The sequence below is a fragment of the Knoellia terrae genome, from assembly GCF_048606435.1.
In the GTDB taxonomy this organism is placed as follows: Bacteria; Actinomycetota; Actinomycetes; order Actinomycetales; family Dermatophilaceae; genus Knoellia; species Knoellia terrae.
Genome location: NZ_JBMBWH010000013.1, coordinates 1 through 25,956 on the forward strand (window position 1 = coordinate 1; position 25,956 = coordinate 25,956).

Here is a 25,956-nt window from a genome sequence, read left to right on the forward strand (position 1 = left end):
GACAACCTCATCACTGGCCTCGACAGCACCGAGGCCTCTTGACACCGATCACCCACATAATGCCGATGAGCGCGAACTGCAGTTGGCTAGGGGCCCAGGAGCCCCAAGGGGATGACAGCCACCCCGTCGGGGCGCCGGTAGGCGTGCTCACCGGTGGTGAGGACGACAGCGTCGGCCAGCTGGTCCCCGAGCTCTTGGCGCAGCCACACCAGGTGCTTGACGTCGGCGTCGGTCACGCTCGCGGCAAGCTTGACCTCGAAGGCCACCACCGCGCGGTCCTCGTCGCGCTCAGCGATGAGGTCGACCTCGCGGCGGCCGCTGCCCAGGCGCAGGTGGGACACGTCCGCGCGGGCTGCGGCGCCAAACACGCGCACGCTCAGCGTGGCTAGCGACTCGAACAGTTGGCCCAGGTAGGTTCCGTCGTGCGGGGTGAATGCGTTCTCGGCACCAGTGAGCAGGCTGGCGCGCGTGGCGCCGGTGAGACGGGCGGCCAGGGCCGGGTCGGCCAGGTGGTGCTTGGGCGCCTCCGTGAGCCTGTTCAGGTGGTTGCGACTGGGGGTCCACGCCGGCAGCTCGTCCAGGATGCGAAGCTCGGTGAGGGTGTCGATGTACGGCAGCGTCGTCGTCTTCGCCGGCTTCTCCGCGTGGTTGGGCGAGGCGGCGTCGCGGATCTTCTCCCACGACGTCGTCGTCGACACCGCAGCCGCGTACGCCCGCAGCCACGCCCTGAGTGTTGCGGGTCGACGCACCCTCAGCCCGGCATCGGGCATGTCCCGGTCGACGATGCGGTCCAGGTAGCCGTTGAGCTGGGTGGTCAGCGCGGTCCCGGACAGGTGCTGTAGCCCGGGGAAGCCGGAGCCAAGGATCAGGTCGGTGTAGTCCTCCAGGCGCAGCGGGCACGACCCGGCGACCGTGGCACCGCGGCGGAACAGTTCGGCCAGGCTCACTGTCGCCACGCTCGCACCGCGCTCGGGAAGGGTCAGTGGACGCATCCGCAGGGAAGCGATGCGCCCTGCCCCGGAGTGCGCCCCCGGCGGCGGCGCGGACCCAGTTAGCAGGATCCGGCCCGGGGTGTGGTCACGGTCCACGAAGTCCTTGACCTCGTCCCACAGGTGCTCGACTCTTTGGTACTCGTCAAAGAGCACCGGGGGCTCGGCACGGATGGCGGCGCGCGGGTCAGCGGAGACGACCTGCGCCACAGGTGGCCGGTGCAGCGGCCAGACAGTGCGGGCGCGGTGCTCGGCAGTGCGGGTCTTGCCGACCGCCTTGGGCCCGTCAAGCAGCAGCGCGGGTAGATGCGGCATCAGGTCGTCAAGCTGGCCGTCGACCACCCGCTGGACGTACCCCGTACGGAAGTCGTGGTCCATGTGTCCATCCTATTTCTGCCGGTCCAGCAACGCTACCGTTCTGCCACAGTTTGCGCGACTTTTATGCCAGTACTTACGCTACCGTACTGCCACCTTGGACCATACCGTCTTGCCACATGAGCGGTCCGCGCCGCGGTAACGCTGTCCGCGTTGCGGAAGAACGTGAGGAGGAAGACGAAGGTGACGATGATGAGGATGACGAGGAAGAGGAGCAAGCAGCGCCTCATCACGTTTGGTCATGTGACGACCACTGGGGCCGAGCGCACCTCTCGCACCGTCGACATCTGGCTCGAGTAGCCCCAGGGCTTCCTCCCGCTCATGCCGCGCTAGGAGCGTTCAGGGCCCTTCCGCAGCAAGACCGCAGCGCTGGCGGCAAGGATGACGCCACCTGCGAGGACGGCGATCCCGGGGCCCGGCAGCGGAATGAGCGCCGCACCAAGAACGATCAGGACCAGTCCAGCGCCGAGCAAGATCTTCAGCACGTTCACATCCTCGGCCATCTCGGAGGTTGGCGTTGGACTTTCACGCGTCTGCAGCGATCTGCGCGCCCGGTCTTGCCGGTGCGCGTAGTGAAGGGTGCTCGCTTCGAAACCGGAACCAGGCTCGATTCCGCAGCGTCATACTGAGCGTCCAGGGTCGGAGGTGATGCATTGGGGAACCTGTCGAGGGTGGGGACGCTGACCCCCGTTGCTGGATTGATGCTGCTCACCGCCTGTGGGGCGCTGCCGGGCGACACCGCAGACGCTTCGTGGAAGCTCGCGCCGGGGCAGGAGGTCGGTCCGACGTCGAGAGAGCTTGAGTTGCTCGTGACCCGAGTGGAGTGCAACAGCGGAGTGACCGGCCAGGTCGAGGAGCCGGAGGTCGAGGTCAAGAGCGACCGCGTGATCGTCACGTTCGTCGTCACCCCAGGCAGAGCTGGGTCTGCCGACTGCCAAGGCAACCCAGAAGTGGCCTTTAACCTCACGCTTCCGGAGCCGCTAGGCGACCGGGCTTTGGCCGACGGTCAGTGCCTTTCCAAGGACGACGTCGCGCGCACCGCGTTCTGCGCGGATGGTGGCCTCCGGTACGAGCCCTAGCGACTCACTCATCTGCCGCGTTCGGCAAGTTCGTTCCGATGAGGGGTGCTCGCTTCGAAACCGGAACCAAGCTCGATTCCGCAGCGTCATACTGAGCGACCAAGGTCGGAGGTGATGCATTGGGAAACCTGTCGAGGGTGGGGACGTTCACCCCCGTTGCTGGACTGATGCTGCTCACCGCCTGTGGAGCGCTGCCGGGCGACACCGCAGACGCTTCGTGGAAGCTCGCGCCGGGGCAGGAGGTCGGTCCGACGTCGAGAGAGCTTGAGGTGCTCGTGACCCGAGTGGAGTGCAACAGCGGAGTGACCGGCCAGGTCGAGGAGCCGGAGATCGAGGTCAAGAGCGACCGCGTGATCGTCACGTTCGTCGTCACCCCAGGGAGAGCTGGGTCTGCCGACTGCCAAGGAAACCCAGAAGTGGCCTTTCACCTCATGCTTCCGGAGCCGCTAGGTGACCGGGCTTTGGCCGACGGTCAGTGCCTTTCCAAGGACGACGTCGCGCGCACCGCGTTCTGCGCGGATGGTGGCCTCCGGTACGAGCCCTAGCGACGCACTCATCTGCCGCGGATCGCGCGCTTGGCGGTAGCCGCTCGCAGCGTCACGCCACTGCCTAGATTTGGCCGTTGGTACTGGCGCACGACCAAGGGCCGACCCTAATGGTACGCAGGATCCGCCGCTGCGATCCGCTCCGCGCAACCGCCGACCAACGCCGATGCTTTCGTAGGCTGAGCCAAGTAGGTGGCCTTAACTTGTGCGGTGCAGGATGAGCTGGGTCGCTTCGTGCGGTGCATCCCACTGGGGAAAATGACCGCAGCGTTCGAACCAGTGCAGCTGCGCGTCGGGGAACAGCTGCGAGGCACGAGCTGCCTGACTTGGCACAGTCACCAAGTCACGACGTCCCCAACCGATCGTGACCCTGCCTGGCACCGTGCCAGCCGGGGCGCCCTGTTGCTTTGGCCCTTTGGTCAGGGCGTCCATCGCAGCGCCGGTAGCCGGAGCGTCGGCCAGTCCGCTCACGTCCGGCAGCACGGTCTCAGGCGAGAGCGCCCAAGGTCGCGCAGAGAACTGCGCCAACAGCAAGGTCCTTCCCACGCGGCTGCCCAGCAGGGCGGGCAACCTGCCGCGCAGTGCTCCAACCAGAGCGATTGACGGCCGCAGCGTCGCGCCGAAGACGAGGAGCTCGCGGTCGCTCCAAAAGCCGCCCGGGTCCAACGCCACCGTGTCGCCGCCCACGCCCCTCCGCGCTAGCTCGAGCACCATCCGCCCGCCCATCGACTGGCCCACGGTGGCGACGCCGTCCAAGCCCTGTTCACGAACAAAGTCGGCGACGGAGTCGGTCAGGGTGGCGATGGAGACCTCGCCGGTCAAAGGTGGCGTCTCGCCGAACCCCGGCAGGTCGACTGCGATAACCTCACGGCGCTCGGCCAGCTCATCAATGATCGGGGCCCAAGATCGCCACCCGGCGCCCAGACCATGCACGAGCAACAGTGGGCTACCGGATCCGAGTCGAACATGGTTCAAGGTCACGCCGTAACGCTAATTCACGCCGCTCCCGGAGTTTCGGTCACTGCAGGCGGATCCTTTGCGGGAGCCCTGTGGCGATGGTCGGTGGACGGGGGTCTCTCGAATCGTCGTGCGCAGTGCTGGTGCCTCGGACCGAGCCATCTCACGGTTGCGAAACGTCCGGAACTGCCGCTATCCGATCGGTCGGCCGATGACGAACCCAGCCCGGTGCGGGACGGTGCTGTCAGACTCTGTCGCACTAGAAGGCGGCGCGTGGAATGCCGCGTCAGCCCGTGGCGGCCCGCTGCTTTTCGCTCTGCCAAATGACGACGCCTGCGTAGGCGGTCAATGCCCTCGACTTCCTACCTTGCCGGGTGACGACGAAGAGGTTGCGGGTCAGCTGCGTCTCAGCGAGGTCGCGGATGGCCAGTTCGGGGTCATCGTGCGGCAAGGTGAGGTCGGGCAAGAGGGTGACCGCTCCGGCGGCGCGGACCAGCTCGAGCTGGATGTCGGCGTCGTTGGACTCGTGGCGCAGGTCGGGGTCGAAGCCGCCCAGGGCCCGGCACGTGTTGAGGACCATCGCGTGGTGGCCCGTCCCTCTGCTCGACGAAGTCCAGACTTCGTCTCGCAGCGTCGCCACTGCGACCGCGGCAGTTGTCTGCGCAAGCGGGTGTCGGGCTGGCAGCACCAATCGGGTTCGCTCGCGAAGAAGTGGGACGTGCTCAAGCCCTGCGGGTCGCGGTCGCGGGGACGACTCGTACTCGTCGCTGATGACGAGGTCGACTGTGCCGAGGCGTAGCTCGGGCAACGCGAGCTCGAGCTCGAGCTCGGCGATCTGAACTCTCACCTGAGGATGGGTCTCGCGCATCTCGACCATGGCCGGGATGAGGAGTCGGCGGGTGGCGGACTGCAATCCCACGGCTCGCAGGCGCCCTTGCGTCTCATGCTTGGACTCCGCCAAGGCGGTCTCGGCCACTTCTGCGGCGTCGAGGAGGATGGCGGCGTGCTCGGCCAAGAGGTTCCCAGCCATAGTCAGGCGGAGCCCGCGGCCTGCGCGCTCCGTGAGTGGAACGCCGGCTTCCTTCTCGAGCACGGCCAGCTGCTGTGACGCCGCCGACGGGCTGTACCCGGTGGCTTCGGCGACCGCCGCGAGGGTGCCGCGCTCAGCGAGCTCGCGCAGCACCCTCAACCGCCGCAGGTCAGTAATCGCCATGCACAAACCCTAATGAGTCAGAGCCATGATTCCGCGCTGGTTCTTCACTGTCGGGTGCGGCACCCTTGATCGAGCAACAGCGCACCAAGGGCTCGGACAAGGATGACGACAATAGAAACCACCGGCACCAAGGCGGGCGTTCTGGCGTCCGTTGGCGCATCCACCATCTTCGCAATGATCTTCGCGTTGCCCGGCTACCTCGAGCCCCTCAGCGCGACACAGATCTTCAGCTACCGCATCCTGGCCATGACCACCCTGCTTGCCGGGCTCTTCTCCGCCAAGCGAATGTGGGGCGAGGTCAGACTGCTCCTGCAGCGACTCTGGGCCGAGCCCTGGCTGCTGGGCGTCATGACCGTGAACGCCTCGCTGCTTGGGGTGCAAATCTGGCTCTTCGGCTACGCCCCACAGAACGGGCACGGCCTCGACCTCTCACTCGGCTACCTCATGTTGCCGCTGGTGATGGTGTTGGTGAGCGTGACCATCTTCCGCGAAGCACTCTCTTGTGCCCGGCTCGTCGCGGTGCTTCTGGCCGCGGCCGGGGTTTCCGCAGCACTGTTCTTCGCCGGCGGCCTCGGATGGTCGACGGTTCTGGTCGCCCTGGGTTTCCCGCCCTACTTCGTCAGCCGGCGAGTCTTCACTCTCAACTCGGCAGCCGCCCAGCTCTTGGAGCTCACGGTGATACTGCCAATCGCGGTGTTGACTCTCTGCTTGGCCCCATCCTTCGGCCTCCTGGCGCAGCGACCTGAACTGGCGGGCACGTTGATCCTGCTCGGCGTGCTCAGCGCTGCAGGGTTCACTCTCTACCTGACCGCCAGCCGAGTGCTGCCGTTCGCACTCTTCGGTGTGCTCAGCTACGTCGAACCCATCCTCCTTCTCGCCGTCGCCGTCATCATGCTCGGCGAGACCTTGACGGGGCGCGACACAGCCATCTACGGGCCCATCTGCGCCGCACTGATCATCCTCGGCACCGAGGCAGTCCGGGCCCGGCGGGCGTCCAGATCCTCACCGTTGACACCACAGCCGCCCTGTACACGCGACAGCCAGCTGGCCGACGCCGGTCGCTAGCTCGGCCAGCCGCGGTGAGACGAGACCCCAGCTGAGTGACAGGGCCCGAACTGGATGCGGTGCCGCAAGGCGTGGGACGAGCCCGCCCGACGTCCGCTCATGCCGCAGATGGCGTGAGCCGTCGCGCTGGGTTCAGGGAAGACTCGCTCCTCCTGACCATCCCTGACGGTCGGGTTTAGTCGAGCAGGTGCAGGTACTTGGGTCGCGCCTTCATGGCGTGGATGACGAGCTGCTGGCCGCCGTCGAACGTCAGGATCGCAAGTTCAAGGAGTCGACCGTTCGAGTCGAAACCCAGCACGAGCTGCTTGGCCGGGATGTCGTCGTCTGGCTGGCTGGCGTACGCCCAGTTCTCGGCGGCGTAGAGAATGTCGAGTTCGCTGATGCCATGCTTGAGGGCCGAGGGACCGACCTTCACGCGACGTAGGCGCGGATGGCGGCACGGATCAACTCAGACCGGCTGACGTGGTCGTGCTCGGCACGCTGGTCCAGCGCAGTGAGCAGGGCGTCGTCAACACGGACAGGGACGACGCGTGCGGGGCCGTCGCCCATCGGCTTGCGCCCACGCTTGCGCAGCTGGCTGACGTCGTATCCCCGCTCAGCCTCGTCGGCCCACTCTTGGATCATCTCGTCCGAGACCGGGACACCGTTGACCGTTTCCATGATCAAAGCGTATTACAGAATGCACGAGGGCCACTGCCTCGTCTCAATCGCTGCCGCAGGGAACGCACCGATTTTGCGCTCGGTGAGAATTCTCTGTACTCCGTCAAGGGCGGGCCTTCGGCCCGCCGCCGCGCCGGGCGTGCGGCCTGGCGGCCGGTCCCGGCGCGCACCGACGAGTCCCACTCACGGCATACGAAGAGGACACCGGACCACACGGTCCGGTGCGCCTCCCTCTCCAGCGGTCAGCTCACCATCGCCGCCGACCCGACGCTCCACTGTCCCGCCCGACTCCGGGCCGCCTCAAGGGCGCGATGCGTCACTACGTGATGGCCTGCGGCCACCCTTGACCCGACCACTCCGCCGGGCGGATCTGCTCCGCTGTCGGCTCGGTGGCTCAGCTGTGCCCGAGGCCATTTCGTGGGCACATTTTGGGCACCATTTCCGGCCAGAACCCCTCCACGACCGTATCGAGCACACCCGGTTTCCCGCACAAACGCGGTTCGTGGCCACCCTCTCGGAGGCCCCGAGGAATCTCCTAAAGAAGGTGTCGCGTGTTCGAATCACGCCGAGGGCACCCTGTCTGTGTCTGACCTCGCCTCTTCGAACGACGGGCCATCCACCTGCAGATGATCGACGCGCGCTTACGCACCGGTTGATCGCGCACATGCACGGATCAGCCGATGACAGGACGTTGCCGAACGCCTTCCGTCGCGCCAGTCGCCCGGATAGGGCCAGTGCGGGCGCCGCTGGTCGCGGACATGGGCCCCTCAGCCCAGGGGCTGTGTCGCGCACACGCCATCGAGTTGTGGTCGATGAGGAATCGTCGCCCGACCCAGGCGGGCTGGCTGGGTTGCTGCGCTTCACTCCATGGGTGGGCGAGGAGCCCGACTGGCGGTCCGGCGGCCTCTTCTTCAAGCGGCGCACCCGGGGTTGCGGCTCCGACGCCGCGCCCCGGCTTCTACGCGAACAGCTTGCTGCTGCTGGAGCGGCTCAGCCCCCGAAGGGACAGGGCGCATGAATCCGATGCTGGAACCGGACGACTCCGAGCGAATTCACGAGTTGACGAAGCAGTTCAAGCGGATGGTTGAACGTCTTGCCGGCTCCACGCAGGCGGTTCGCCCTGACACGTGATCCGCATGGCGACACTCGCAGTCCCCCACGCGCAGCGTGCCGGGCTGACCTTGATCCGAGCCGGCCGACCGGCTGTGAGGGTCGGAGCCTCAGACGACGTCCCCCACGACGTCGACGCGCTCCAGTACCGGATCGCCGACGGACCATGCCTTGACGCCGCGAGCGGACCCGCTGCCCTGCTGTCAGGGGACGTGGCGTCCGACCCGCGCTGGCCGATCTTTGGTCCTCGCTGCACTGCTACGACGGGGATCCGCAGCATGCTGAGTCTGAGTCTGCCGGTGGACAGCGGCGATCACGCAGCCATCACTTCTACTCGACCATAGAACGGACGTTCACGCAGGAGGACATCACCGTGGCCTCTGTGGTGGTTCCGCTTGCTGCGCTCGCCATCGAGGGAGGTCGCCACCAGCGCGACCAGACTGATCTGTTGGAGGCGCTCGCCTCCAGTCGGCACATCGCCACCGCTGTCGGCATCGTGATGGACGCAAGGGGCATAACTGGGGGTGTGGCGCTCCCGCTGCTCCGGCGGATCAGTACTGAATTCAACGTGAATCTCGGCGCCGTCGCCGGGAAGGTGAACTTCTCCTCTTCCTTGCCCGGCCGTGTCGAGCCCACGGAGTGACCCCTCCTTGGTGCGACGACGGCCCGGAGCAAGGATCTCTCTCCCCCCGGCGCTTAACGGGTCGACGTCCCACGCAGAACGCCCCCACCTCCGGGGAGGTGGGGGCGTGCTGTTGCAGGCTGATTCGATCAGCTGTTGTCGCGGGCGTTGCCGCGGGTGCCGGACTTGGCGAGGCCGCGAGCGACGATGTAGCCGATGGTCAGGAAGGTGATGTAGCGCATGGCCTGCTCGGCGCTGAACGGGTCGGCGGTGTTGTCACCGTCGTCGTTGACGACGAGGGCGGTGACCAGGACGGCCAGGACGGTCGCGATGTAGGCGATCAGCTCGGTCGTCTTGCGGGCCGGGCGGGTCTCGGTGCCGTGGTCGCGGTGCGTGATGGTGTCGACGTCGTGGTTCTTGGTGTTCGTCACGTGGTGATCCTCAAGGGATGGGACTCAGGACGCATGGTGGCGCCTCAGGTCTGGGGTGGGATGGCTGCGGTGCAACCGAACGTGCGACGGCCTACTGCTGGACTCTCGGGATGCCCTCGTTGGAGGGTGGTCTCCGGCGACCGCATCGAAGGCGGTCGCGTCTACGCGTTGTCAGCAACCTTCCAAGGTTCCTTCAGGTAAGTCAAATCGCGGCGGCTCGCGGCAAGCCGAAGGGGGCTGGGCTGCACGTCCCGCCTGACGAGGACGAGACCAGGCTCCGACGAGGTGGTGGGTAGGCCGCATCGATTGGCTCGGCGGGGGTAGAGGCTACACAGGTTGCTGGGTTCGACCCGGAGCTCATCGATCTAGGCCTCCCTGCTGGTTTTGCTTGATCACCACGGCCGGCGGGGAAGCCGCCTTGGTCGACCGCCGGTCTGCATGGCCGTGGCCGAGTCAGGCGGCACGAGAACCCACACGAGCCGCTTGCATGCTCCGCGCGCACGTACCGAACCTGCCCGGAATGAACCGAAACCCAGCGGTGGTCGACGCAGCCCAACTGAAGGAACTTCGCCAGCATGCCGACCAGGTCGACGCCCTTGCCTTGCCGGTGCGCACCGCGCAGAGTAAGGCGAAGTCAGGGCCTCGACGCCATCGTGGCGGGCGCACGCGACAGCCCGCTGGAGTCCGTGACTCTCGAGGATGCGTTTAGTGTGGCGGTGTGTCCTCCTTCGACCGTGTTGTCCTGATCTTCAATCCTCAGAGCACCGGTGACGCGAGGGAGCTTGCTGAGGGCCTCCAGCGGGACCTGGCCGAGCGCGTCCCGTCCCTGCCCGTGGAGCTGGTCCCCACCGAGCACGCCGGCCATGCCACGGAGCTGGCGCGCGCGGCCGCGGAGGTCGGTGGGCCGCTGGTGGTGTCCGTGAGCGGCGACGGGGGGTACAACGAGGTCGTCAACGGTGTCATGGAAGCGGGCAACGACCGCGCTGGCACGGCTGTGCTGGCTGCTGGGAACGCCAACGACCATCGGCGCACGACCAAGGAGCGTCCGCTCGCGGAGGCCATCGCCGAGGGAGGAGTCAGCCGTATCGACCTGCTGCGGTTCACCGCGGGGGGTGCAGCAGGCGACATGGTGCGCTACGCCCACTCCTACATCGGCCTCGGGCTGACACCGGTGGTCGCGATCGAGCTGGAGAAGGGGGACAAGGGCTCGTTGCGGGAGATGGTCACCGTCGTGCGGTCCTTCGCCAGGTTCCGGCCGTTCGAGATCGAGCTCGAGGACGGCACCCGGCAACGCTTCGACAGCCTCGTCTTCGCCAACATCGCCAAGATGGCCAAGGTCGCCACTTTGGCAGTGGATCAGGGCAAGCCCGACGACGGCTTGTTCGAGGTCATCACCCTGAGGCACAAGGCGAAGTGGCGCATCCTCGCGACCGCCCTCAGGGCCAGCACCACCGGACTGGGCAAGCAACCCAGCGTTCGCAGCTACGCCTTCACGACCGTGACGCCACTGCCCCTGCAGATCGACGGCGAGGTCATGGACGTCCCAGCGGGCTCGACCGTGCGCGTGGACATCTCGCCGAAGGCTCTCCTCACCGTTCTCTAAGCCACCCCACCTGCGCGCCACGGAGGTCCTGAGATGTCGCTGGGCCACCTCCGTGGATGTCGAGGGTCTAGGCAGAGCGCTCCGGAGGGTGAGGGAGCCCGGAGACATCACCCGTCAGCACGACGTCCTCGGCCATGAGCCGCAACTTCTGGTTTCTGTCCATGCTTGCCTTCCTCAGGAGCGCGAAGGCGGCGGCTTCCCCGACCCTGAAGTGAGCCATAACGATCCCCACTGCGGCACCGATCGTTCGGGCGGTCTGCAGAGCGGCCTCGAGCTGCACGGCGTGCTGGCTGCTGATGAGCCCTTCGGCCTGCAGTTCAGCGATTAGCTCGTCATGAACGCCGAGTCGCTCTTCCACCGCTGTGATCCTGCGACGGTCCTGCTCGGCACGCCCGTCACCCGCGTCCGTCTGGCTTTCGGCCGCATCGGCTCGGACGGCGCTGTCGTCAGCCCGCAGCTCGGCCTTGTCCGCGCGGGACTCACTCACATCAGCCCGCTGCTCCGACTCCTCCACGCGCGAACGTAGGTCGTCAATCTGTCCCTGTACCCCGGCGTTGCCGTTCGGCCGATCCGCACCCATCGCCACAACCTAAGGTACGAAGAATTGCCAGCGGGCTTGGTCGTCATTTTTTTCGTATTGGTCGGCGCGGGGCGGGACGCTGGACCGCCCGTGACGAACTCCGACTGGCGATCGTCACCTGGATCGAGAAGACCTACCACCGTCGACGACGTCAGCGTGCCCTCGGCAAGACGACACCGATCGAGTTTGAGACCATCTACTGGCCCGCGAAAGCGGCCTGAACCACCACACCCGACGTGTCAATCAAATCGTCAGCAGTCCCGAGGAAGCCAAACCTCAGTGTTGGTGGGGCCCTCAGCTGCCTGCTTGCTTTTGGAATGCCCAGCGACCCCTGACCGTTGTGACGATGTGACTCCTCAGCCCCTCATCGGCGCGCCCACGCCCACGACCGCTGCGCCCTCGGGGCGGGTCTCCGCACAGCTCGCCGACCGGCTCTTTGACATCAAAACTATCTACCACGAGCCGGACATCGACCGTTTCGAGCGGGCGCGTGAAGTCTTCGATCTTTACCCTGACGCTGAGCGGATGGTCGTACCGTCCCACGCGGCGATCCCTGGGCTCTACGGCAACCAGGGGAACGTCGACGACTGGGTCCGGCTGAAGCGTGAGGTGCTGGTGCTCGGGGAGAAGAAGTCCCTCAGCGCACGCCCCAACGGGCGGTCCAGCGACTGGATCGCGCCCTCGACCGCGAACGGCTGCGCCATGTCCTGCTCCTACTGCTACGTACCGCGTCGCAAGGGCTTCGCCAACCCGGTGACCGTGTTCGCGAACATCGACCGCATCCTGGGGTACCTGGAGCGTCACGCGGGTCGCCAAGGCGTCAAGACAGAACCCAACCAGTGCGATCCGACGGACTGGGTGTACGACATCGGTGAGAACAGCGACTGCTCCGCCGACGCGCTCATCTCGGACAACGTGCGAGACCTGATTGACCTCTTTGGCCGGGTTCCGAACGCCAAGGCGACCTTCGCCACGAAGCTCGTCAATCGTCAGCTCCTCGATTTCGACCCGCGGGCCGGCACACGCGTGCGGTTCAGCCTCATGCCCGAGGCGACGTCGAAGGTCGTCGACGTCCGCACCTCCAGGATCGCCGAGAGGATCGCCGCCATCGACGACTTCGTCGAGGCGGGCTACGAGGTACACGTGAACTTCAGTCCGGTGATTGTGCACGAGGGCTGGCTGGAGGACTGGGCCGGCCTCCTCGACCAACTGGCTGACGGGACGAGCGCGAAGACCAAAGCACAGCTGGCTGCCGAAATCATCTTTCTCACCCACAACGCGGACCTGCACGAGGTGAACCTTGGATGGCATCCCCAAGGGGAAGATCTGCTGTGGCGGCCTGACCTGCAGCAGGCGAAGCAGAGCCAGAGCGGGCAGTGGAACGTCCGTTACCGAAGCCATTGGAAGGGCCGGTGGGTGGCACAGCTCAACGACCTGATCGCTGCCAAGCTTCCTGAGTGCCGAATTCGGTACGCCTTCTGAAGCTCGCTCGCGGTTCGGCAATATGTGGCGCCGCCCTCCCGGGGCTGGATGAGGGCGGGGCCGGGTCCCAATGGGCTAGACAGTCGGACAAATACCCACATCCTTACGGCGCAACCCGCTTACGGCGACCCCCGCCTGCAATCGAGAGGGGGGGAGGCGGAGGCCGCGCTTTACGGCTGCGTGGGCGCGAGACCGATCGCGCCAACCAGCGCTCAATGTTCGACCCTGTGAGCGGCCCCTCGCGTGCCGATCGCATCAGGACGCGCGTGGATGCCTGCCAGACATGGCCCCGGACGCTCAGCCGCCTGTGCTCGCTGCGAAACCCTAGGGTTGGCCAATGAACGTTGACCATCCAGACGGGGACCCAGATATACAGGGGCAAATCGACGATCTTCGATCACGCTTGGACGCGGAAGAAGCGCGAGCCAATGCGAGTGAGGCTCGTGCCGACAAGGCCGAATTGCGGGCTGATAACAGCGCCCACCGAGTCGACGAGGTCGACGTCCGTATGGACGAGGGAAACGTGCGCGCCCGAGATGACCGTCGCAGGCTCACAGACGTGGAGGGGCGGCTCGACGTCCACGATGAGCTCATCGGCGAACTGCAGGCGGAAGGGCTGATCAGCAGTGCGCAGGCGGCGAACCTTGAGGTCGCACTGCAGACCGCGCGCACCATCGGTGCCGCCATCGGGGTCGTCATGACCGTCTGCCACGTCAGCGAGGTCGTAGCCTTCGAGGTCCTGAAGAAGGCCAGCATGGACAGCAACCGAAAGCTCCGGCTCGTAGCCGAAGAGGTCGTCCTGACGGGCAGTGTCGCAGGCACGCCGCCCCGCTGACCGGGGCGCGCACGACGCACGCGCACAACGAGCAAACCACGAGATGTTTCGGGTCTCGAGGGTCGCGTGGAGGACCTGCGGCTGGCGGCCCGTCTGCTGTCATCGGCTGACCGGGGCCCGGGGGCAGGTGGTGCTGCCCGGCTCCCCCTCCGGCTGGTGCGGCGTGTCGTCGTCGCTCCAGCGCAGGACGCACCGATCCCGTCGGCGAGGTCGAGAATGGCCTCGTCCAGCAGCAACGAGTCAGCCCCGGTACCCACGACCGCCCAGGCCAGCTCGAGGTCGGCGCGCAGTTGTACCGGTTCCCTAACCGGCCCGCCGCCGTCCCCTGCCTCGGCACGCACGTCCTCCGCCCGCTCCCCCAGGGTGACGGGTTCGCCGCCGAGCCACAGACGGGCGGTTGACGTCGGGTCGTCATGCAGGAGGACGGTGTCCATATGCCCGCGCCGCAGCGCGGCCACCACGGGGCCGAGCCCCTCCGCCACCCGACGCTGCTTGCCCGCTCGGCCCGGAAGGCGTCCAACACCTCCTCACGCCGCCGTGCGCGCCACTCGTACAACGCCTCGGTGACCGCCTGATCCTCCGCCTCCTGGGAAACACCGTCGGCGTGACCACCGATCGGCAGCCGCACGAGCCGGGTCGCGACGAGCTCGGCGGCCTGGTCCCACAAGTGGCCCACGCCTTGTCGTCCCGGCCCGTTGCCGTCGACCCCGCACGTGCGCCCGTCGCCGGTCCGCACGTTTGTCGCTGACCGCCCTCGGGTAGTGCCCCAGACAGCCGTCGATGGTCGACGGCACAGAGAGGAGGGGCAGATGGACAACCAGACGACCGCTCCGCAGAGCCCCGCGGACCGCGCCCAGACAGTGGGCCAGGACACGAAGCAGGCAGCCCAGAACGTGGCCTCCACAGCGGGTGAGGAAGCCAAGAAAACCACCCGCGAGGCCAAGGACCAGGCTCGCCAGCTGTTCAGCCAGGCTCGTAACGACGTGACCGACCAGGCGTCGGCGCAGCAGACGAAGGCAGCGAGCTCCCTGCGCGAACTGTCCGACCAGCTGCAGTCGATGGCCCAGGGTGCCGACGGCGGCGGCATGGCCCAAGGGATCGTCGAGGACGTGGCCCGACGGGCCGGGGACGCCGCCAGCTGGCTCGACCAGCGTGACCCCAGCAGCCTCCTCGAGGAAGCGCGCGGGTTCGCTCGGCGGCGCCCGATGGCCTTCCTCGCGCTCGCCGCCGGCGTCGGTGTCGTCGCCGGTCGCCTGAGCCGCGGCCTCGTGGACGAGGCCAGGGACAGCTCCGGCGAGACGTCGGGCCAGTCCGGCCAGTACGACCAGTACGGCCAGTACTCCCAAACGGTGGGAACCACCCCGGTGGCTGCCGGCGGGACCGCCCCGATGTTCACCGAGGGCACGGCGCCGACCCCCGCGACCGGTGACCTCCCCGGCCTGCACCGCACGACCCAGCCGCTCGAGCCCGACGGGACCCCGTCCCCGATCGACACCGAAGGACGGCTCACGGCGGGCGATGAGCTCGGCGGGGGCCGACGATGACCGAGCACCACACCCGCCCGGATCTGCCCGACGCATCCCTGCGCTCGGTGGGCGAGCTGTTGGGCGAGATCACCAACGACCTCTCGACGCTGTTGCGCCAGGAGGTCGCCCTCGCCAAGGCCGAGCTCAAGCAGACCAGCGACCACGCCAAGGCTGCCGGCGGCATGTTCGCGGGCGCGGGCGTGGCAGGGCACCTCGCCCTGATCTTCCTCTCGCTGGCCCTGTGGTGGGCGCTGGGAGACCTTTTGGACAGCCTCGGCTGGTCGGCGCTCATCGTCGGCCTGCTGTGGGCGGCGGTCGCCGGCGTGCTGGCCATGCAGGGCAAGAAGCGCATGAAGCGCGCCACCCCGGTCGCCCCTCAGACCGTGGACACGGCCAAGGACATTCCTGACGCACTGAAAGGACACCAGACACCATGACGACGACGAACCAGGACGACCCTGATGCCATCCGGCGCGAGATCGACCGCACACGCGGGCGTCTCAGCCAGGACGTGGACGTCCTCGCCGAGAGCGTGAGCCCGAGCGGGGTGGCCAAGCGCACCCAGCAACGGGCCAGCGACCGGGCCACCCGGCTCAAGGAGACGGTGATGGGCACCGCGTCCAACGCCGCCGGCACCGTCCAGGACAAGGCAGGCTCGGTGACGAGCAGCGGGTCCGGAACGATGCAGGGAGCCGCCGACGCCGTCACCTCAGCGCCCGACATGGCGCGCCAGCAGGCGAGGGGCAACCCGCTCGCCGCCGGTGCCGTCGCGCTGGCGGCCGGTTGGCTCGTGGGCTCGTTGCTTCCCGCCTCGCAGAAGGAGCGCGAGCTCGCCTCCGCCGCCAAGGAGCAGGCCCAGCCACTCGTGGACCAGGCGTCCTCGCTGGCCAAGGAGACCGCGGAGAACCTCAAGGAGCCGGCCCAGCAGGCTGTCGAGTCCGTCAAGGGCACGGCCCAGGAGGGCGTCCAGAACGTCAGGGAGGACAGCACCTCCGCGGCGGAGGACGTCAAGGCCACCGCGAAGGAGAACGCACCGGGTCAGGGCGGCAGCACCATGTGACGTCCCCCGACGCCGGCTCCACCCGACGACCCCCTCCCGGCACTCCGGGAGGGGGTCGTCCGCTGTGGGCGTTTCAGCGTGTCCCGGCTCGGGTATCCCTTCATATGCCGGTGGGCACAGTCGTGCCCGCTGCTCACCCGCCACCCAGGAGTCACCCATGTCGCAGGACGCCATCGTGATGCTCAAGGCGGACCACAAGGAGGTCCGCGCCCTGTTCCGCGAGTTCCAGAAGTCGAGCACGACCGACGCGCGCAAGGGCAAGCTCGTCGAGCAGATCATCGAGCAGCTCACCGTGCACACCTACATCGAGAACGAGGTGATGTACCCCCGGGTCCGGGAGCTCCTGCCCGACCTCGAGGACGACGTCCTCGAGTCCTACGAGGAGCACCACGTCGCCGACGTGCTCGTCATGGAGCTGGCCGGCATGAGCCCGGAGGACGAGCGCTTCGAGGCCAAGACCACCGTCCTCATCGAGAACGTCACGCACCACATCGAGGAGGAGGAGCAGGACTGGTTCCCGAAGGTCCGTGAGGGCCTGTCCCGCACGCAGCTGCGGGACATCGGTGCCGAGCTCGCCGAGGCCAAGGAGCGCGCACCGCGTCGCCCCGAGCAGCCCAGCGCCCTGAAGAAGACCGTCGATGCCGTCATCTCCTGACACGGTGTCCCCCGGTCCGGCGGCACAGCGCCCGAGCACGGTGCCCGTCCTCGTCACCGCGACCCAGCGACTGGAGCAGTCCACGTCCCTGGACGGTCTGCGCCGGTTCTACGGCGGGGTCGCCGGCCCGCTGGACCGCTGGTCCGGCAGCGAGCTGCTCCGCTCCGGCCTGATCGGGCACGCCCTGCACCCCGTGCTGACCGACGTGCCGATCGGCTGCTGGACCGCTGCCTCGATCCTCGACCTGCGCGGTCGGGACGAGGACCGCGCGGCCAGCCGCCGGCTCGTGGGCGCAGGCCTGCTCGCCGTCGGTCCGACCGCGCTCACCGGCCTGGCCGAGTGGGCGCGCACAGGGCGCGAGACGCAGCGGATCGGTGCCCTCCACGGCGCCCTCAACGTCGTGGCGACGACCCTCTACCTCACGTCGTACGTCGCCCGTGGTCGACGCCGGCACGGGCTCGGAGCCGCGGCCGCGCTGGCCGGCGCTGCCGTCACCGGAGCGTCCGGCTACCTCGGTGGGCACATGACGACGGCGCGCAAGATCGGCAGCCGCGACCCGGCATACGCCTCCGACCTCGTGCGGGACGAGCACGGAGGCACCATCGCGGGGTCATGACCCGCGGCGCTCCGCCATGTGCCGGGACAGCCACCGGCGCGAGTGCGCCGTCAGCGGGTGCCGGCGACCGTGGTAGCGCGGACCGCCGAGGACGCGCAGCCCCAGACCCATCCACGCGCACACCCCCCGCTCGACCAGCCACAGCGGCGCCGCGAGCGGGGTGTGTGGCGGGAAGGCGCGGGCGCCGTCGGCTCGACGCCGGCCGGCCTCGGCGACCGCCACGACGAGGCCTGACACCATCCCCAGCGCGACCGGACGACGGTGCAGGAGGACGACGGTGGGCAGCACCGAGAGACCGAGCACGAGTCGCAGGGGCTGAGCCTGGTCCTCATAGGCCTGACGGACGCGTTGCCGCATGAAGTGGCGGGAGGTCGGTGGCCGACGGGGGACGAGCAGGTCGGCGCGGTGGGTGACCCGGCCGCCCACCGCCGCCACCGTCCGGGCCATCTCGAGGTTCTCGTACAACGCGTCCGACGACCACCCTCCGGCGCCGAGGATCGTGGTGCGTCGCACCGCGCAGGTGCCCGGCCAGTCGCGTGCGAAGGCCCGGTTGACGAGCATCCGGCCGCTCTCCCACCAGGCCCACCACGGGAAGCTCGTCGGGTGGTTCTGGGGCAGCACGAGGTCGGACGTCCCGAGCGCCTCGACGACGGCAGCCAGCGTCGCGGGGTCGTAGCGGACGTCGTCGTCGGCGACGACCACGCGTTCGTGCCGTGCTGCGGCGATCCCCGTCATGGCGCCGACGACCTTGCCGTTCCCGCTCCCCCACCGCGCGTCGGGGGTCAGCACCCGTGTCGACCGCGCCCACCGGGCGCGCCTCACCTCGGCCGCGGGGCCGTCCGATCCGTCCACGACCGTGACGTCGGCAATCATTGCCAGCCGTTCGAGGTATGCCGTGAAGTCGTGCTCGACGTCCGGCTCCACCTCGTCCCAACGGACGGGAACCACCACCTCCACATCGAGCACCCCTGCGCTGGCGACAGCGGCATCCTCGACCTCACGCAGGGACAGCACGTCCTTGACCTCCTGTTCGACGGTTCCCTGCCCGTACCCACGTCCGAGCGGCGTCACGCACGTGCCATCTCCGCTGGACCTGGTGCGGAACACGTCTCCTGGGGAAGGTGTGCACCACGGGGTGGGTGGGTAGCAGGAAGACCGTCACTCCCCACTTCCAGGAGGTCCGATGTCCACCCACCCCACCACCCGATCCACAGACACCACAGCCCCGAGGACGAACGTCCAGAAGGCCGCCATGGCCGTCGGAGCGGTGTTCCTCGCCGTCGGTGTCCTGGGGTTCGTCCCCGGCATCACCCAGAACTACGACACCCTGGGCGCCGCGGGCCACGAGTCCGAGGCCATGCTCCTCGGAATCTTCCAGGTCTCGATCCTGCACAACATCGTGCACCTCCTCTTCGGGGTTGCCGGGCTGGCGATGGCGAAGCGGGCCAGCACGGCGCGCAACTACCTCATCGGTGGCGGTGTCATCTACCTGGTGCTGTGGCTCTACGGTCTGCTCATCGACAAGGAGTCGTCGGCCAACTTCGTGCCGGTCAACTCGGCCGACGACTGGCTGCACTTCGTGCTCGGCGCCGGGATGATCGCGCTCGGTGTCCTCCTCAGCCGTCGGGACACCGACGACGGGGTGGCCACGCGCCGCACCACCACGGGCATCGACCACCACTGACCGTCGTCGCGCGGGGACTCTCGGCGGCCGGTCGCTCAGCGACCGGCCGTCGAGCGCTGCAGGGCCTCCTCGAGGAGCGTGAGCGCGCGCTCGGTCGCCTGACCGACGACCTGCGCAGGGTCGCCGCGCAGGAAGATCTCCTCCTCCCACTCCCCCGCCGGGGAGGCCAGTCCGAAGCAGACGGTGCCGGGTCGCCGACCGTACTGAGGGTCGGGTCCGCCGGCTCCCGGTCCGCGGGGCACGCCCAGAACTCCGAACTTCACCTCACTGTCGTAGGCCACGACGGCTCCCGGAACCCGACCGAGGAGTCAGGGGCGGCACCCAGGGCCGACGCCACGCGGCCCGACGTCCGCGACTCCGCGCAGTCGACGCGGATGTCGAGCGCCTTGGCTGCGGACCCGACCGCCGTGGCCAGGGCCGCGCTCCGGTCGTCGTCCGTCACCTCGCCCGGTCTTTCGGGTCCGGGGCGGCGCCGTCGCGAGGGTCTGCGGTGACGAGCCGCAGACCGACTGCTCCACCACCGGCGCGGAGGCGGCGGTGGAGCTCGCCGAGGATGCGTTCCTGCTCACGTGCCATCGCACCGGCGCGCACGTGCTCGGCACCCTCTCGCGCGGCGCCCTCGCAGGCGGCGAGGTAGCCGAGGAGGTCCCGCACCGTGAGGGACGAGAGCCGACCGGTTCGCCGCACACGAGGCGGCGACGCTCCCCCGGTGATGTCGATGACCTCTCGTGCGTCCACGCGCTGCCCCTCCTGAACGTGCGGCAGGCCCTGTCATGTCAGGGACCCGGTTGTCCCAGAGGTACCCACCGGGGCGCGTGTTGACGCGCACCGGTCGACGGGCGGGGTCGGCACACCCGGACAGGAGCCCGTGTGCACACCAGAGGAGAAGTGGCCCGGTGCTCTTCCCCCGATCAGTGCTGCTCACGGGTACCGTCGAAGGCGTCTGGAGTGGAGACTCAGCCCCCGTCTCCCTGAGTTCCACGGTCCGACAGCGGTGCCAACGCCCTCTCCTCGAAGGATGAGCCATGGCCATCGCCGCAGTTCTGCCCGTGTCGACCAGCTCCTACGGGCACCACGCCATCGACCCCCAGGTCGAGCCCCTCGCCGAACGTCTCGCCGGGGCGCCCGAGTGCGAGCGGGAGGCGCTGCTCGAGGAGATCGTGCTCCTCGCCCTGCCGATGGCCGACGCCATCGCCCGGCGCTACCGGTGGCGGGGCATCGAGACCGAGGACCTCGAGCAGGTCGCGAGGACGGCCCTGGTCAAGGCAGCGATCCGCTACCGCCCGGGGGCCGGCTCCGGCTTCGTCGCCTTCGCTGCCCCCTCGATCAGTGGCGAGCTCAAGCGCTGGTTCCGCGACCACGGCTGGTCGGTGCGTCCCCCACGGCGTCTTCAGGAACTGCGTGCACTGCTGGTGAGCGAGGAGGAGCAGCTGCGGCACACCCTCCAGCGCGAACCCCTCGACTGTGAGATCGCGGAGCGTCTCGGCGTGACGGAGCACGACGTCACCGAGGTGAGGGCCTGTGCCAGCGGCTACCACGCCGCCTCCCTCGACGCGCCCAACGAGGCCGGGACCAGCCTCGCCGACCGCAACCTCGTCACCCCGTCCGAGTGCGAGTGGATCGAGGCCCGCGACGCCCTCCGCTGGGCGGTGACCCTGCTGGACGAGCGGCAGCGACTCGTCCTGCGGCTGCGCTTCGTCGAGGACCTGACCCAGAGCGAGATCGGCGAGCGCATCGGTGTCAGCCAGATGCAGGTCTCCCGGATCCTCCACGCCGTCCTCTCGACGCTGCGCGGGGCGCTCGCCCCGGACGAGGCCCAGCGGCCGGTCGCCTGACCCGGACGTCAGGGCGGGCCTCAGACCGTGTGGGCCCGACGGATGAGGGACAGGTACTCCGCCTCCGTGGCGGGCCCGGCGAGCTGGAGCGTCCCGTGCACCAGGTGCGGCGTGCCGGTGATGCCCAGCGCACGAGCCGCCTCGGCGTCGGCCGCCACGTTCTCGGCCAGCTCCGAGGACGCCAGGACGTCCGAGACCCGGTGCTCGTCGAGCCCGGCCTCGGCGGCCAGCCGCTGCAGCACGTGGTGGGACTCGACGTCGAGAGCCTCACGGAAGACCGCGGCATACAGCCGTTCGAGCATCGCCGCCTGCAGCGCAGGGCCACCCAGCTCCTGGCCCAGCGCCACGAGGCGGTGGGCATCGGTCGTGTCGGCGCGCGGCGGCTCGGTCAGCGTGATGTCGATGCCGTCGGGACGCGTCTCGATGGCGGCGCGCTCGAAGTCCTCGGCCGGCAGCGCCGGAACCGCGAGGGCATGGTGGTGGATGACGACCTCCGCCGGTCGCTCCGACGCGGCGACGGCCGTCTCGAGGCGATGCTTCGCGGCATATGACCACGGGTCGGTGACGTCACCCCACAGGTCGAGAACCAGGTCAGCCATTCCTTCACCATCCCACATGACGGCGAACGCCCCCAGCCCCTGAGGGGGTGGGGGCGTTCGTCAGGCGTGCCGGCGCGAGGCTCAGAACCGGCCGAAGCCGGTGGGCGTGCCGAACATGTTGCGCTCGCTGCTGTACTTCCCGGGGCGCGGGGAGTCGATCATCATGTCGCCACCGGTGAAGATGCCGACGTGCCAGGCGGGGCTGCCGTAGAAGACGAGGTCTCCGGGGCGCGGGCTCGTCACCCGGGTCGCCGCTCGCTGCTGCGCGGAGGCCGTGCGCGGGATGCTGATGCCGGCCTTGGCGTAGACGTACTGGGTGAGGCCGGAGCAGTCGAACCCGGAGGGCGTGCTGCCGCCGTAGACGTAGGCGATGCCGAGCAGGCCACGGGCGATGTTGACGATCTGGCTCGAGGACTGGGCGGCCGAGCTCTCGGCCACGGGGACGCGCGTCGTCGTGCGGCTCGTCCTCGTGGTGCTCGTCGAGCGGCTCGGGGCCCGGGTGGTGGCCCGGGTCGTGCTCCGGGGCTCGCTGCGCTCGGCGGCGGCGACGAGGCGGCTCTCGCGCGGCTCGGCCTTCACGACCGGCTTGGGCTTGGGCTTCGGCTTGGGCTTCGGCTTGGCGACGGCCTTGACACCGACGACACCGACGACCTCGGCCGCCCTGGGGGTGGAGGCAGCCGGCGCGCTGATCGCCGGAGCTGCGGGAACGGCGACCGGGGCGGCCGGCGCAGCCGCAGCCGCTGGCACACCGCGGTCGATGGTCTCGGGGGCAGCCGACGCCGGCAGGGCGAAGGCGGCGACCAGGCCACCGGAGGCAGCGAGGACGGCCGAGGCCTTGGCCCCCGTCACACCTGCTCGGGTGGCGAGGACCGACAGTTCGGAGACGGGGTTGTGCCGTCCGGGCGCGCGATGGCGCCCATGGGTGGAGTGAGCCACGATGAACCTCTCGATGCCTACGAGGTGAGCTGTCGGGTTCGGGCGTGAGGTCTGCCCGGCCAGTCGGAACTGGCTTCACCCCAAGGACCGACCTGGTTGGCCGGCCCACGATTGGGTCCCCCGCTCCTGCCAAGCGGTTTGCGTTGCAGTCGACGGCGGTGGCAGGACTCGGCATGTCCGCCTCGACGATCCACCCCAGGGGAGGACGAATCGCAGCCACGGTACCCAAAGCCCCGGACAAAGTCACGTTTGGGTCACGGGGAGGCGTCCGAACACCAGCCGCCCTCGCGAACGGTCCCGGGCGCCCCCTCCATGCAGCGAGGGCGAGGGACCGTGTCGGCCCCTCGCCCTCGTCGTCATCGCGCGTCGTCACTCCACGGAGATGTGCACGTGGTCGTAGTGGTTGGCCGTGACCGAGCCCCGGTCCTCCATCGCCCGCCACCCGGAGGCGCCGGCGAGCCAGATGCGCTGCTTCCAGATGACGTAGGTGATGTCGTAGGCGCCCATGTTGTTGACGGCCCACTGGGCCACCGCGTCACCGCGCGAGCCGGTGACCATGACGTCGACGGCCTTGCCGGCGCCGTGGTCGCCGCCGCCGGGGCGGTAGCCGCCGATGTTGGTGATGCCGAAGTTCGACCGGATCGCCGAGTAGACCTTGGCGGCGTTGTCGCCCAGGCCCTTGGCGCGGCCGGCGTCGTAGTAGGCCATCGACGCTCCACTGCCCGACGAGCTCGACGAGCTCGACGAGCTCGACGAGGAGGTGGACGACGGCGCCGTGCGCGACGACGAGGTGGACCGGCTCGTGGTGGAGGTCGAGCGCTTCGTCTCGGGCTTCTCGACCTTCGTGGCCGGTGCCACGGTGGGCTTCGGCTTCGGCTTGGGCTTGGGCTTGGGCTTGGGTGCCGGCTTGGCGACGACCGTGACGCCGGCGGTGCCCGCGGACACGGCAGCGCTCTCGGCAGCCGCCGGGGCGCTCAGCGCCGTCCGTCCGGCCACCACGGCGGCGCGGCCCTCGCTGCGGGAGGTCGTGCCGCTCACGGCCTCGGCGCGGTCACGAGCGACGAGTGCGGAGGCCTGCCCCGACATCGCGACCTGGTCGGGCGTGGCCTGGACGGGGATCGCGATCGCCGCGACGACGCCGGAGGTCAGGCCGAGGGCGACCAGGCCCTTGACGACGGTGGGCCGGGAGGGGGCGGAGAGGCCGGTCGGACGGGGCAGACGTCGAGACGTCGGCGCCGGTCGTCGACCAGCGCGGGAGGCAGGGGAGAACACGAAAAGGGAACCTTTCGGTGGATCAGGGGTGTCACCACCGTAGCGGCGCCTGCGCCCCAAGTCACATTCCGGTAACGGAGGGAGCGTCGATCGCCGCCGACGCGGACCCCTTCGGTCGTGCGGCAGTCGTGCTCAGCCACGCACGGGTGGCCCAACCGTCGAGAGGTCAGACGTGACGTGCCGCACGTGCGACGAAGACGTGCGAGGCGATGTCGTCGGGGAGCGAGACCCCGGTCGCCTCGTCGGCGCCGGCCAGGGCCGCGATGACCCGTCCACCCTCGCGGCGCACGACGGCCAGCTGGCCCGGCAGGAGACCTGCCGCGGTGAGGAGACCGAGGGCCTCGTGGTCGTTCTGGGCGGGCTCGCCGATGCGCCGCACGGTCACGGTGACCGGGCCGTCGACAGCGACCTCGCTCAGGGTCGACAGCCCGGTGCGGAAGTCCTCACCGAGAGCCTCGCCGAACTCGTCGAGACCCGGGATGGGGTTGCCGTAGGGCGACTCCGCATGGTCGGCGAGCAGCGCGAGGATCTTGCGCTCGACGCGGTCCGACATGACGTGCTCCCAGCGACAGGCCTCGTCGTGGACGTACTCCCACTCGAGCCCGATGACGTCGACGAGCAGACGTTCGGCGATGCGGTGCTTGCGCATGACGCGCGTCGCGAGGCGACGGCCCTCGTCGGACAGCTCGATGTGCCGGTCCCCGGCGACGGCGAGCAGGCCGTCGCGCTCCATGCGGGCCACCGTCTGCGAGACGGTCGGCCCGGAGTGTCCGAGTCGCTCCGCGATCCGGGCTCGCAGAGGGGGGATGCCTTCCTCCTCGAGCTCGAAGACGGTGCGGAGATACATCTCCGTGGTGTCGATGAGGTCGGTCACGGCTCCAGTCTCTCATTCGGCTCGGCCCGGGCCGGACGGCTCCTGCGTGGGTCGTGGGCCGGCAGCCAGCGCGCGAGCAGGGGAGCACCCGCCAGCACCACCACCCCGAGCACCACGCAGGCGGCACCGAGTCCCGCGAGCAGGGTCGCGGCGCTGACCAGCAGCGGAGCGCCGTTCTGGCCGAGAAGCGACAGGAACCGCCACGCGGACAGGAACTGGGCTCGTCCTGCCGCCGGTGCCGCGTCGGCTCCGAGCGTCTGGACGATGCCCGACCCCAAGCCGTTGCCGACGCCCATGACGGTGGAGACCGCGGCGACGGCGGCGAACCCGGTCGTCAGCGGGAGCAGCACCATGCCCAGCCCGAGCACGACGAGGAAGGGCACGGCGACCCACACGCGGCCGAACCGGTCCATGACGGAGCCGGCGGGATAGAACAGCAGGACCTCGGCAGCGCCGGCCATGCCGAAGATGACGGCCGTGCCGCTGCTGCTGACGCCGACGGACTCCGCCCACAGGGGGACGACGACGAAGCGCCCCTGCCGTGCCACGCCGATGAGCAGGACGCCCACCCCGATGGTGGACAGCACGCGACGGTGGCTGCGCACCACGTCGACCAGGCGGACGCGGGCCACCGCGCCAACCGTCCCCGGTCCACTCCCTGCGCCCGCGGACGCCGACCGGGCCGCGTCGTCCACGAGGTCGTCGTCACCCAGCGCGAACCACGCCCAGACCGCCGCGGACAGGCCTGCGGCGACGGCGACGGCATATGCCGCCTGCGTCCCCCACACCGCGATGACCGGTGCCGCGACGAACGGTCCGACGAACAGGCCGATGCGCTGGACGCCACCCATCGTCGACATCGCCCGCGCCCTGATCCGCACCGGTGCGCGGGCGGTGAGCCAGGACTGGCGGGCGAGCAGGAACACCGACCCCGTCGTCCCCATGAGGCCGACGGCGATGCCGAGAACCCACAGGTTCTGCGCGACGACGGCGAGCGCCGCGCCGAGCGCGTCCAGCACGGCCGCCCCCACGAGAGCGCGCCGCTCCCCGATCCGCGCCACGAGGGAGCCCGCCGGCAGCGACGAGGCGAAGGCCGACATCCCCTCGATGAGGACGAAGGCCGCGGCAACGGCGACGCTCGCGCCGAGCTCCCGCGCGCTCAGGGCGACCACGGGGACGGTCGCGCCGACCCCGACGGACCACACGGCGGTCGGCCCGAACGCCGGCAGCGCGATGCTCCTCAGCGAGAAATCGTCGGCTGCCGGCACGAGCGCCACCCTGACACGTAGGTTGGCGGGGTGCACGTGATGATCCCGGGTCGACACAACGGTCCTCCGAGCTCCGGCAACGGAG

The 25,956-nt window shown here is 69.2% G+C and carries 31 protein-coding genes, 2 pseudogenes and 1 riboswitch; of the genes and pseudogenes, 15 read left to right on the forward strand and 18 right to left on the reverse strand.

What is annotated here, in order from left to right:
- Window positions 1-86: 86 nt before the first annotated feature.
- Together ACOJV9_RS15330 and ACOJV9_RS15335 are read right to left on the reverse strand one after the other, a co-directional pair.
- Window positions 87-1,367, reverse strand: coding sequence for an ATP-binding protein (locus tag ACOJV9_RS15330; protein ID WP_420186097.1), 1,281 nt, complete (start codon window positions 1,365-1,367; stop codon window positions 87-89).
- A gap of 326 nt (window positions 1,368-1,693) precedes the next feature.
- Window positions 1,694-1,849, reverse strand: coding sequence for a hypothetical protein (locus ACOJV9_RS15335; RefSeq protein WP_420186098.1), 156 nt, complete (start codon window positions 1,847-1,849; stop codon window positions 1,694-1,696).
- Between the two features lie 186 nt (window positions 1,850-2,035).
- Between ACOJV9_RS15335 and ACOJV9_RS15340 the strand changes: the two genes are divergently transcribed.
- Together ACOJV9_RS15340 and ACOJV9_RS15345 are read left to right on the forward strand one after the other, a co-directional pair.
- Window positions 2,036-2,443, forward strand: a complete 408-nt coding sequence (locus ACOJV9_RS15340; protein ID WP_420186099.1) for a hypothetical protein — start codon at window positions 2,036-2,038, stop codon at window positions 2,441-2,443.
- A gap of 167 nt (window positions 2,444-2,610) precedes the next feature.
- On the forward strand, window positions 2,611-2,988 hold the full coding sequence (locus tag ACOJV9_RS15345) for a hypothetical protein (protein WP_420186100.1): 378 nt from the start codon (window positions 2,611-2,613) through the stop codon (window positions 2,986-2,988).
- A 198-nt stretch (window positions 2,989-3,186) separates the two neighbouring features.
- Here the strand turns inward: ACOJV9_RS15345 and ACOJV9_RS15350 are convergent, their stop codons facing one another.
- Together ACOJV9_RS15350 and ACOJV9_RS15355 are read right to left on the reverse strand one after the other, a co-directional pair.
- Complete coding sequence (locus tag ACOJV9_RS15350) at window positions 3,187-3,969, reverse strand: alpha/beta fold hydrolase (RefSeq protein WP_420186101.1); 783 nt, start codon at window positions 3,967-3,969, stop codon at window positions 3,187-3,189.
- 262 nt (window positions 3,970-4,231) lie between these two features.
- Window positions 4,232-5,158, reverse strand: coding sequence for a LysR family transcriptional regulator (locus ACOJV9_RS15355; protein WP_420186181.1), 927 nt, complete (start codon window positions 5,156-5,158; stop codon window positions 4,232-4,234).
- A 102-nt stretch (window positions 5,159-5,260) separates the two neighbouring features.
- Here ACOJV9_RS15355 and rarD point away from each other — a divergent pair, with 102 nt between their 5' ends.
- Window positions 5,261-6,223, forward strand: coding sequence for an EamA family transporter RarD (gene rarD, locus ACOJV9_RS15360; RefSeq protein WP_420186102.1), 963 nt, complete (start codon window positions 5,261-5,263; stop codon window positions 6,221-6,223).
- Between the two features lie 175 nt (window positions 6,224-6,398).
- Here the strand turns inward: rarD and ACOJV9_RS15365 are convergent, their stop codons facing one another.
- On the reverse strand, window positions 6,399-6,638 hold the full coding sequence (locus tag ACOJV9_RS15365; protein ID WP_420186103.1) for a toxin: 240 nt from the start codon (window positions 6,636-6,638) through the stop codon (window positions 6,399-6,401).
- On the reverse strand, window positions 6,635-6,883 hold the full coding sequence (locus tag ACOJV9_RS15370) for a ribbon-helix-helix domain-containing protein (protein ID WP_420186104.1): 249 nt from the start codon (window positions 6,881-6,883) through the stop codon (window positions 6,635-6,637). Before ACOJV9_RS15370 ends, ACOJV9_RS15365 begins: the two co-directional genes overlap by 4 nt.
- A gap of 1,483 nt (window positions 6,884-8,366) precedes the next feature.
- On the opposite strand from ACOJV9_RS15370, the gene ACOJV9_RS15375 reads away from it, so the two are divergent.
- Window positions 8,367-8,636, forward strand: coding sequence for an ANTAR domain-containing protein (locus tag ACOJV9_RS15375; protein ID WP_420186105.1), 270 nt, complete (start codon window positions 8,367-8,369; stop codon window positions 8,634-8,636).
- Window positions 8,637-8,764: 128 nt separating this feature from the next.
- On the opposite strand, the gene ACOJV9_RS15380 is transcribed toward ACOJV9_RS15375, so the two are convergent.
- Window positions 8,765-9,046, reverse strand: a complete 282-nt coding sequence (locus ACOJV9_RS15380) for a hypothetical protein (RefSeq protein WP_420186106.1) — start codon at window positions 9,044-9,046, stop codon at window positions 8,765-8,767.
- 718 nt (window positions 9,047-9,764) lie between these two features.
- Here ACOJV9_RS15380 and ACOJV9_RS15385 point away from each other — a divergent pair.
- Window positions 9,765-10,649 (forward strand): diacylglycerol/lipid kinase family protein, encoded by an 885-nt coding sequence (locus tag ACOJV9_RS15385; RefSeq protein WP_420186107.1) that lies wholly within the window; start codon window positions 9,765-9,767, stop codon window positions 10,647-10,649.
- A gap of 67 nt (window positions 10,650-10,716) precedes the next feature.
- On the opposite strand, the gene ACOJV9_RS15390 is transcribed toward ACOJV9_RS15385, so the two are convergent.
- A complete protein-coding gene (locus ACOJV9_RS15390) occupies window positions 10,717-11,229 on the reverse strand; it encodes an ANTAR domain-containing protein (protein WP_420186108.1) in 513 nt (170 codons plus the stop codon).
- 77 nt (window positions 11,230-11,306) lie between these two features.
- Here ACOJV9_RS15390 and ACOJV9_RS15395 point away from each other — a divergent pair.
- The 3 genes and pseudogenes from ACOJV9_RS15395 to ACOJV9_RS15405 form a co-directional block, all read left to right on the forward strand.
- Window positions 11,307-11,450 (forward strand): annotated as a pseudogene (locus tag ACOJV9_RS15395) (IS3 family transposase); the annotation flags it as partial.
- Between the two features lie 127 nt (window positions 11,451-11,577).
- The gene (locus tag ACOJV9_RS15400) at window positions 11,578-12,711 is read left to right on the forward strand and encodes a spore photoproduct lyase family protein (RefSeq protein ID WP_420186109.1); all 1,134 of its coding nucleotides are present in this window, start codon (window positions 11,578-11,580) and stop codon (window positions 12,709-12,711) included.
- 337 nt (window positions 12,712-13,048) lie between these two features.
- Window positions 13,049-13,546: an ANTAR domain-containing protein gene (locus ACOJV9_RS15405; protein ID WP_420186110.1), complete on the forward strand. Its 498-nt coding sequence runs from the start codon at window positions 13,049-13,051 to the stop codon at window positions 13,544-13,546.
- Between the two features lie 505 nt (window positions 13,547-14,051).
- On the opposite strand, the pseudogene ACOJV9_RS15410 reads toward ACOJV9_RS15405, so the two are convergent.
- Window positions 14,052-14,450: pseudogene (locus tag ACOJV9_RS15410) on the reverse strand (baeRF2 domain-containing protein); the annotation flags it as partial.
- On the opposite strand from ACOJV9_RS15410, the gene ACOJV9_RS15415 reads away from it, so the two are divergent.
- From ACOJV9_RS15415 to ACOJV9_RS15435, 5 genes are all read left to right on the forward strand, one after another.
- A complete protein-coding gene (locus tag ACOJV9_RS15415; protein ID WP_420186111.1) occupies window positions 14,356-15,090 on the forward strand; it encodes a hypothetical protein in 735 nt (244 codons plus the stop codon). The pseudogene ACOJV9_RS15410 and the gene ACOJV9_RS15415 sit on opposite strands and share 95 nt — an antisense overlap.
- Window positions 15,087-15,509, forward strand: coding sequence for a phage holin family protein (locus ACOJV9_RS15420; protein WP_420186112.1), 423 nt, complete (start codon window positions 15,087-15,089; stop codon window positions 15,507-15,509). Before ACOJV9_RS15415 ends, ACOJV9_RS15420 begins: the two co-directional genes overlap by 4 nt.
- Window positions 15,506-16,132 carry a DUF3618 domain-containing protein gene (locus tag ACOJV9_RS15425; RefSeq protein WP_420186113.1) on the forward strand — a complete coding sequence of 209 codons (627 nt, stop codon included), beginning with the start codon at window positions 15,506-15,508 and terminating at the stop codon, window positions 16,130-16,132. Before ACOJV9_RS15420 ends, ACOJV9_RS15425 begins: the two co-directional genes overlap by 4 nt.
- Window positions 16,133-16,289: 157 nt before the next feature.
- Entirely contained in the window at window positions 16,290-16,787 is a 498-nt protein-coding gene (locus ACOJV9_RS15430; protein WP_420186114.1) for a hemerythrin domain-containing protein, read from the forward strand.
- Window positions 16,771-17,403, forward strand: a complete 633-nt coding sequence (locus ACOJV9_RS15435) for a DUF2231 domain-containing protein (protein ID WP_420186115.1) — start codon at window positions 16,771-16,773, stop codon at window positions 17,401-17,403. The genes ACOJV9_RS15430 and ACOJV9_RS15435 overlap by 17 nt, the downstream gene beginning before the upstream one ends.
- On the opposite strand, the gene ACOJV9_RS15440 is transcribed toward ACOJV9_RS15435, so the two are convergent.
- Window positions 17,398-18,474 (reverse strand): glycosyltransferase family 2 protein, encoded by a 1,077-nt coding sequence (locus tag ACOJV9_RS15440; RefSeq protein WP_420186116.1) that lies wholly within the window; start codon window positions 18,472-18,474, stop codon window positions 17,398-17,400. The two genes, ACOJV9_RS15435 and ACOJV9_RS15440, sit on opposite strands and share 6 nt — an antisense overlap.
- Before the next feature lie 181 nt (window positions 18,475-18,655).
- On the opposite strand from ACOJV9_RS15440, the gene ACOJV9_RS15445 reads away from it, so the two are divergent.
- The gene (locus ACOJV9_RS15445; protein WP_420186117.1) at window positions 18,656-19,087 is read left to right on the forward strand and encodes a DUF4383 domain-containing protein; all 432 of its coding nucleotides are present in this window, start codon (window positions 18,656-18,658) and stop codon (window positions 19,085-19,087) included.
- 35 nt (window positions 19,088-19,122) lie between these two features.
- On the opposite strand, the gene ACOJV9_RS15450 is transcribed toward ACOJV9_RS15445, so the two are convergent.
- The 3 genes from ACOJV9_RS15450 to ACOJV9_RS15460 are packed head-to-tail and all read right to left on the reverse strand — an operon-like array spanning window position 19,123 to window position 19,825.
- Window positions 19,123-19,350, reverse strand: coding sequence for a CinA family protein (locus ACOJV9_RS15450; protein ID WP_420186118.1), 228 nt, complete (start codon window positions 19,348-19,350; stop codon window positions 19,123-19,125).
- Window positions 19,347-19,529, reverse strand: a complete 183-nt coding sequence (locus ACOJV9_RS15455; protein ID WP_420186119.1) for a hypothetical protein — start codon at window positions 19,527-19,529, stop codon at window positions 19,347-19,349. The genes ACOJV9_RS15450 and ACOJV9_RS15455 overlap by 4 nt, the downstream gene beginning before the upstream one ends.
- Entirely contained in the window at window positions 19,526-19,825 is a 300-nt protein-coding gene (locus ACOJV9_RS15460; protein ID WP_420186120.1) for a hypothetical protein, read from the reverse strand. The genes ACOJV9_RS15455 and ACOJV9_RS15460 overlap by 4 nt, the downstream gene beginning before the upstream one ends.
- A gap of 287 nt (window positions 19,826-20,112) precedes the next feature.
- Between ACOJV9_RS15460 and ACOJV9_RS15465 the strand changes: the two genes are divergently transcribed.
- Window positions 20,113-20,922, forward strand: coding sequence for a sigma-70 family RNA polymerase sigma factor (locus tag ACOJV9_RS15465; RefSeq protein ID WP_420186121.1), 810 nt, complete (start codon window positions 20,113-20,115; stop codon window positions 20,920-20,922).
- 20 nt (window positions 20,923-20,942) lie between these two features.
- On the opposite strand, the gene ACOJV9_RS15470 is transcribed toward ACOJV9_RS15465, so the two are convergent.
- From ACOJV9_RS15470 to ACOJV9_RS15490, 5 genes are all read right to left on the reverse strand, one after another.
- Window positions 20,943-21,521 (reverse strand): DsbA family oxidoreductase, encoded by a 579-nt coding sequence (locus ACOJV9_RS15470; RefSeq protein ID WP_420186122.1) that lies wholly within the window; start codon window positions 21,519-21,521, stop codon window positions 20,943-20,945.
- Window positions 21,522-21,602: 81 nt separating this feature from the next.
- Window positions 21,603-22,457: a C40 family peptidase gene (locus ACOJV9_RS15475; protein WP_420186123.1), complete on the reverse strand. Its 855-nt coding sequence runs from the start codon at window positions 22,455-22,457 to the stop codon at window positions 21,603-21,605.
- Between the two features lie 2 nt (window positions 22,458-22,459).
- A riboswitch (cyclic di-AMP (ydaO/yuaA leader) is annotated at window positions 22,460-22,610 on the reverse strand.
- Between the two features lie 216 nt (window positions 22,611-22,826).
- A complete protein-coding gene (locus tag ACOJV9_RS15480) occupies window positions 22,827-23,729 on the reverse strand; it encodes a VldE C-terminal domain-containing protein (protein ID WP_420186124.1) in 903 nt (300 codons plus the stop codon).
- Window positions 23,730-23,895: 166 nt separating this feature from the next.
- The gene (locus ACOJV9_RS15485) at window positions 23,896-24,603 is read right to left on the reverse strand and encodes an iron-dependent transcriptional repressor DtxR (protein ID WP_420186125.1); all 708 of its coding nucleotides are present in this window, start codon (window positions 24,601-24,603) and stop codon (window positions 23,896-23,898) included.
- On the reverse strand, window positions 24,600-25,871 hold the full coding sequence (locus ACOJV9_RS15490; protein ID WP_420186126.1) for an MFS transporter: 1,272 nt from the start codon (window positions 25,869-25,871) through the stop codon (window positions 24,600-24,602). The genes ACOJV9_RS15485 and ACOJV9_RS15490 overlap by 4 nt, the downstream gene beginning before the upstream one ends.
- Window positions 25,872-25,956: the final 85 nt, after the last annotated feature.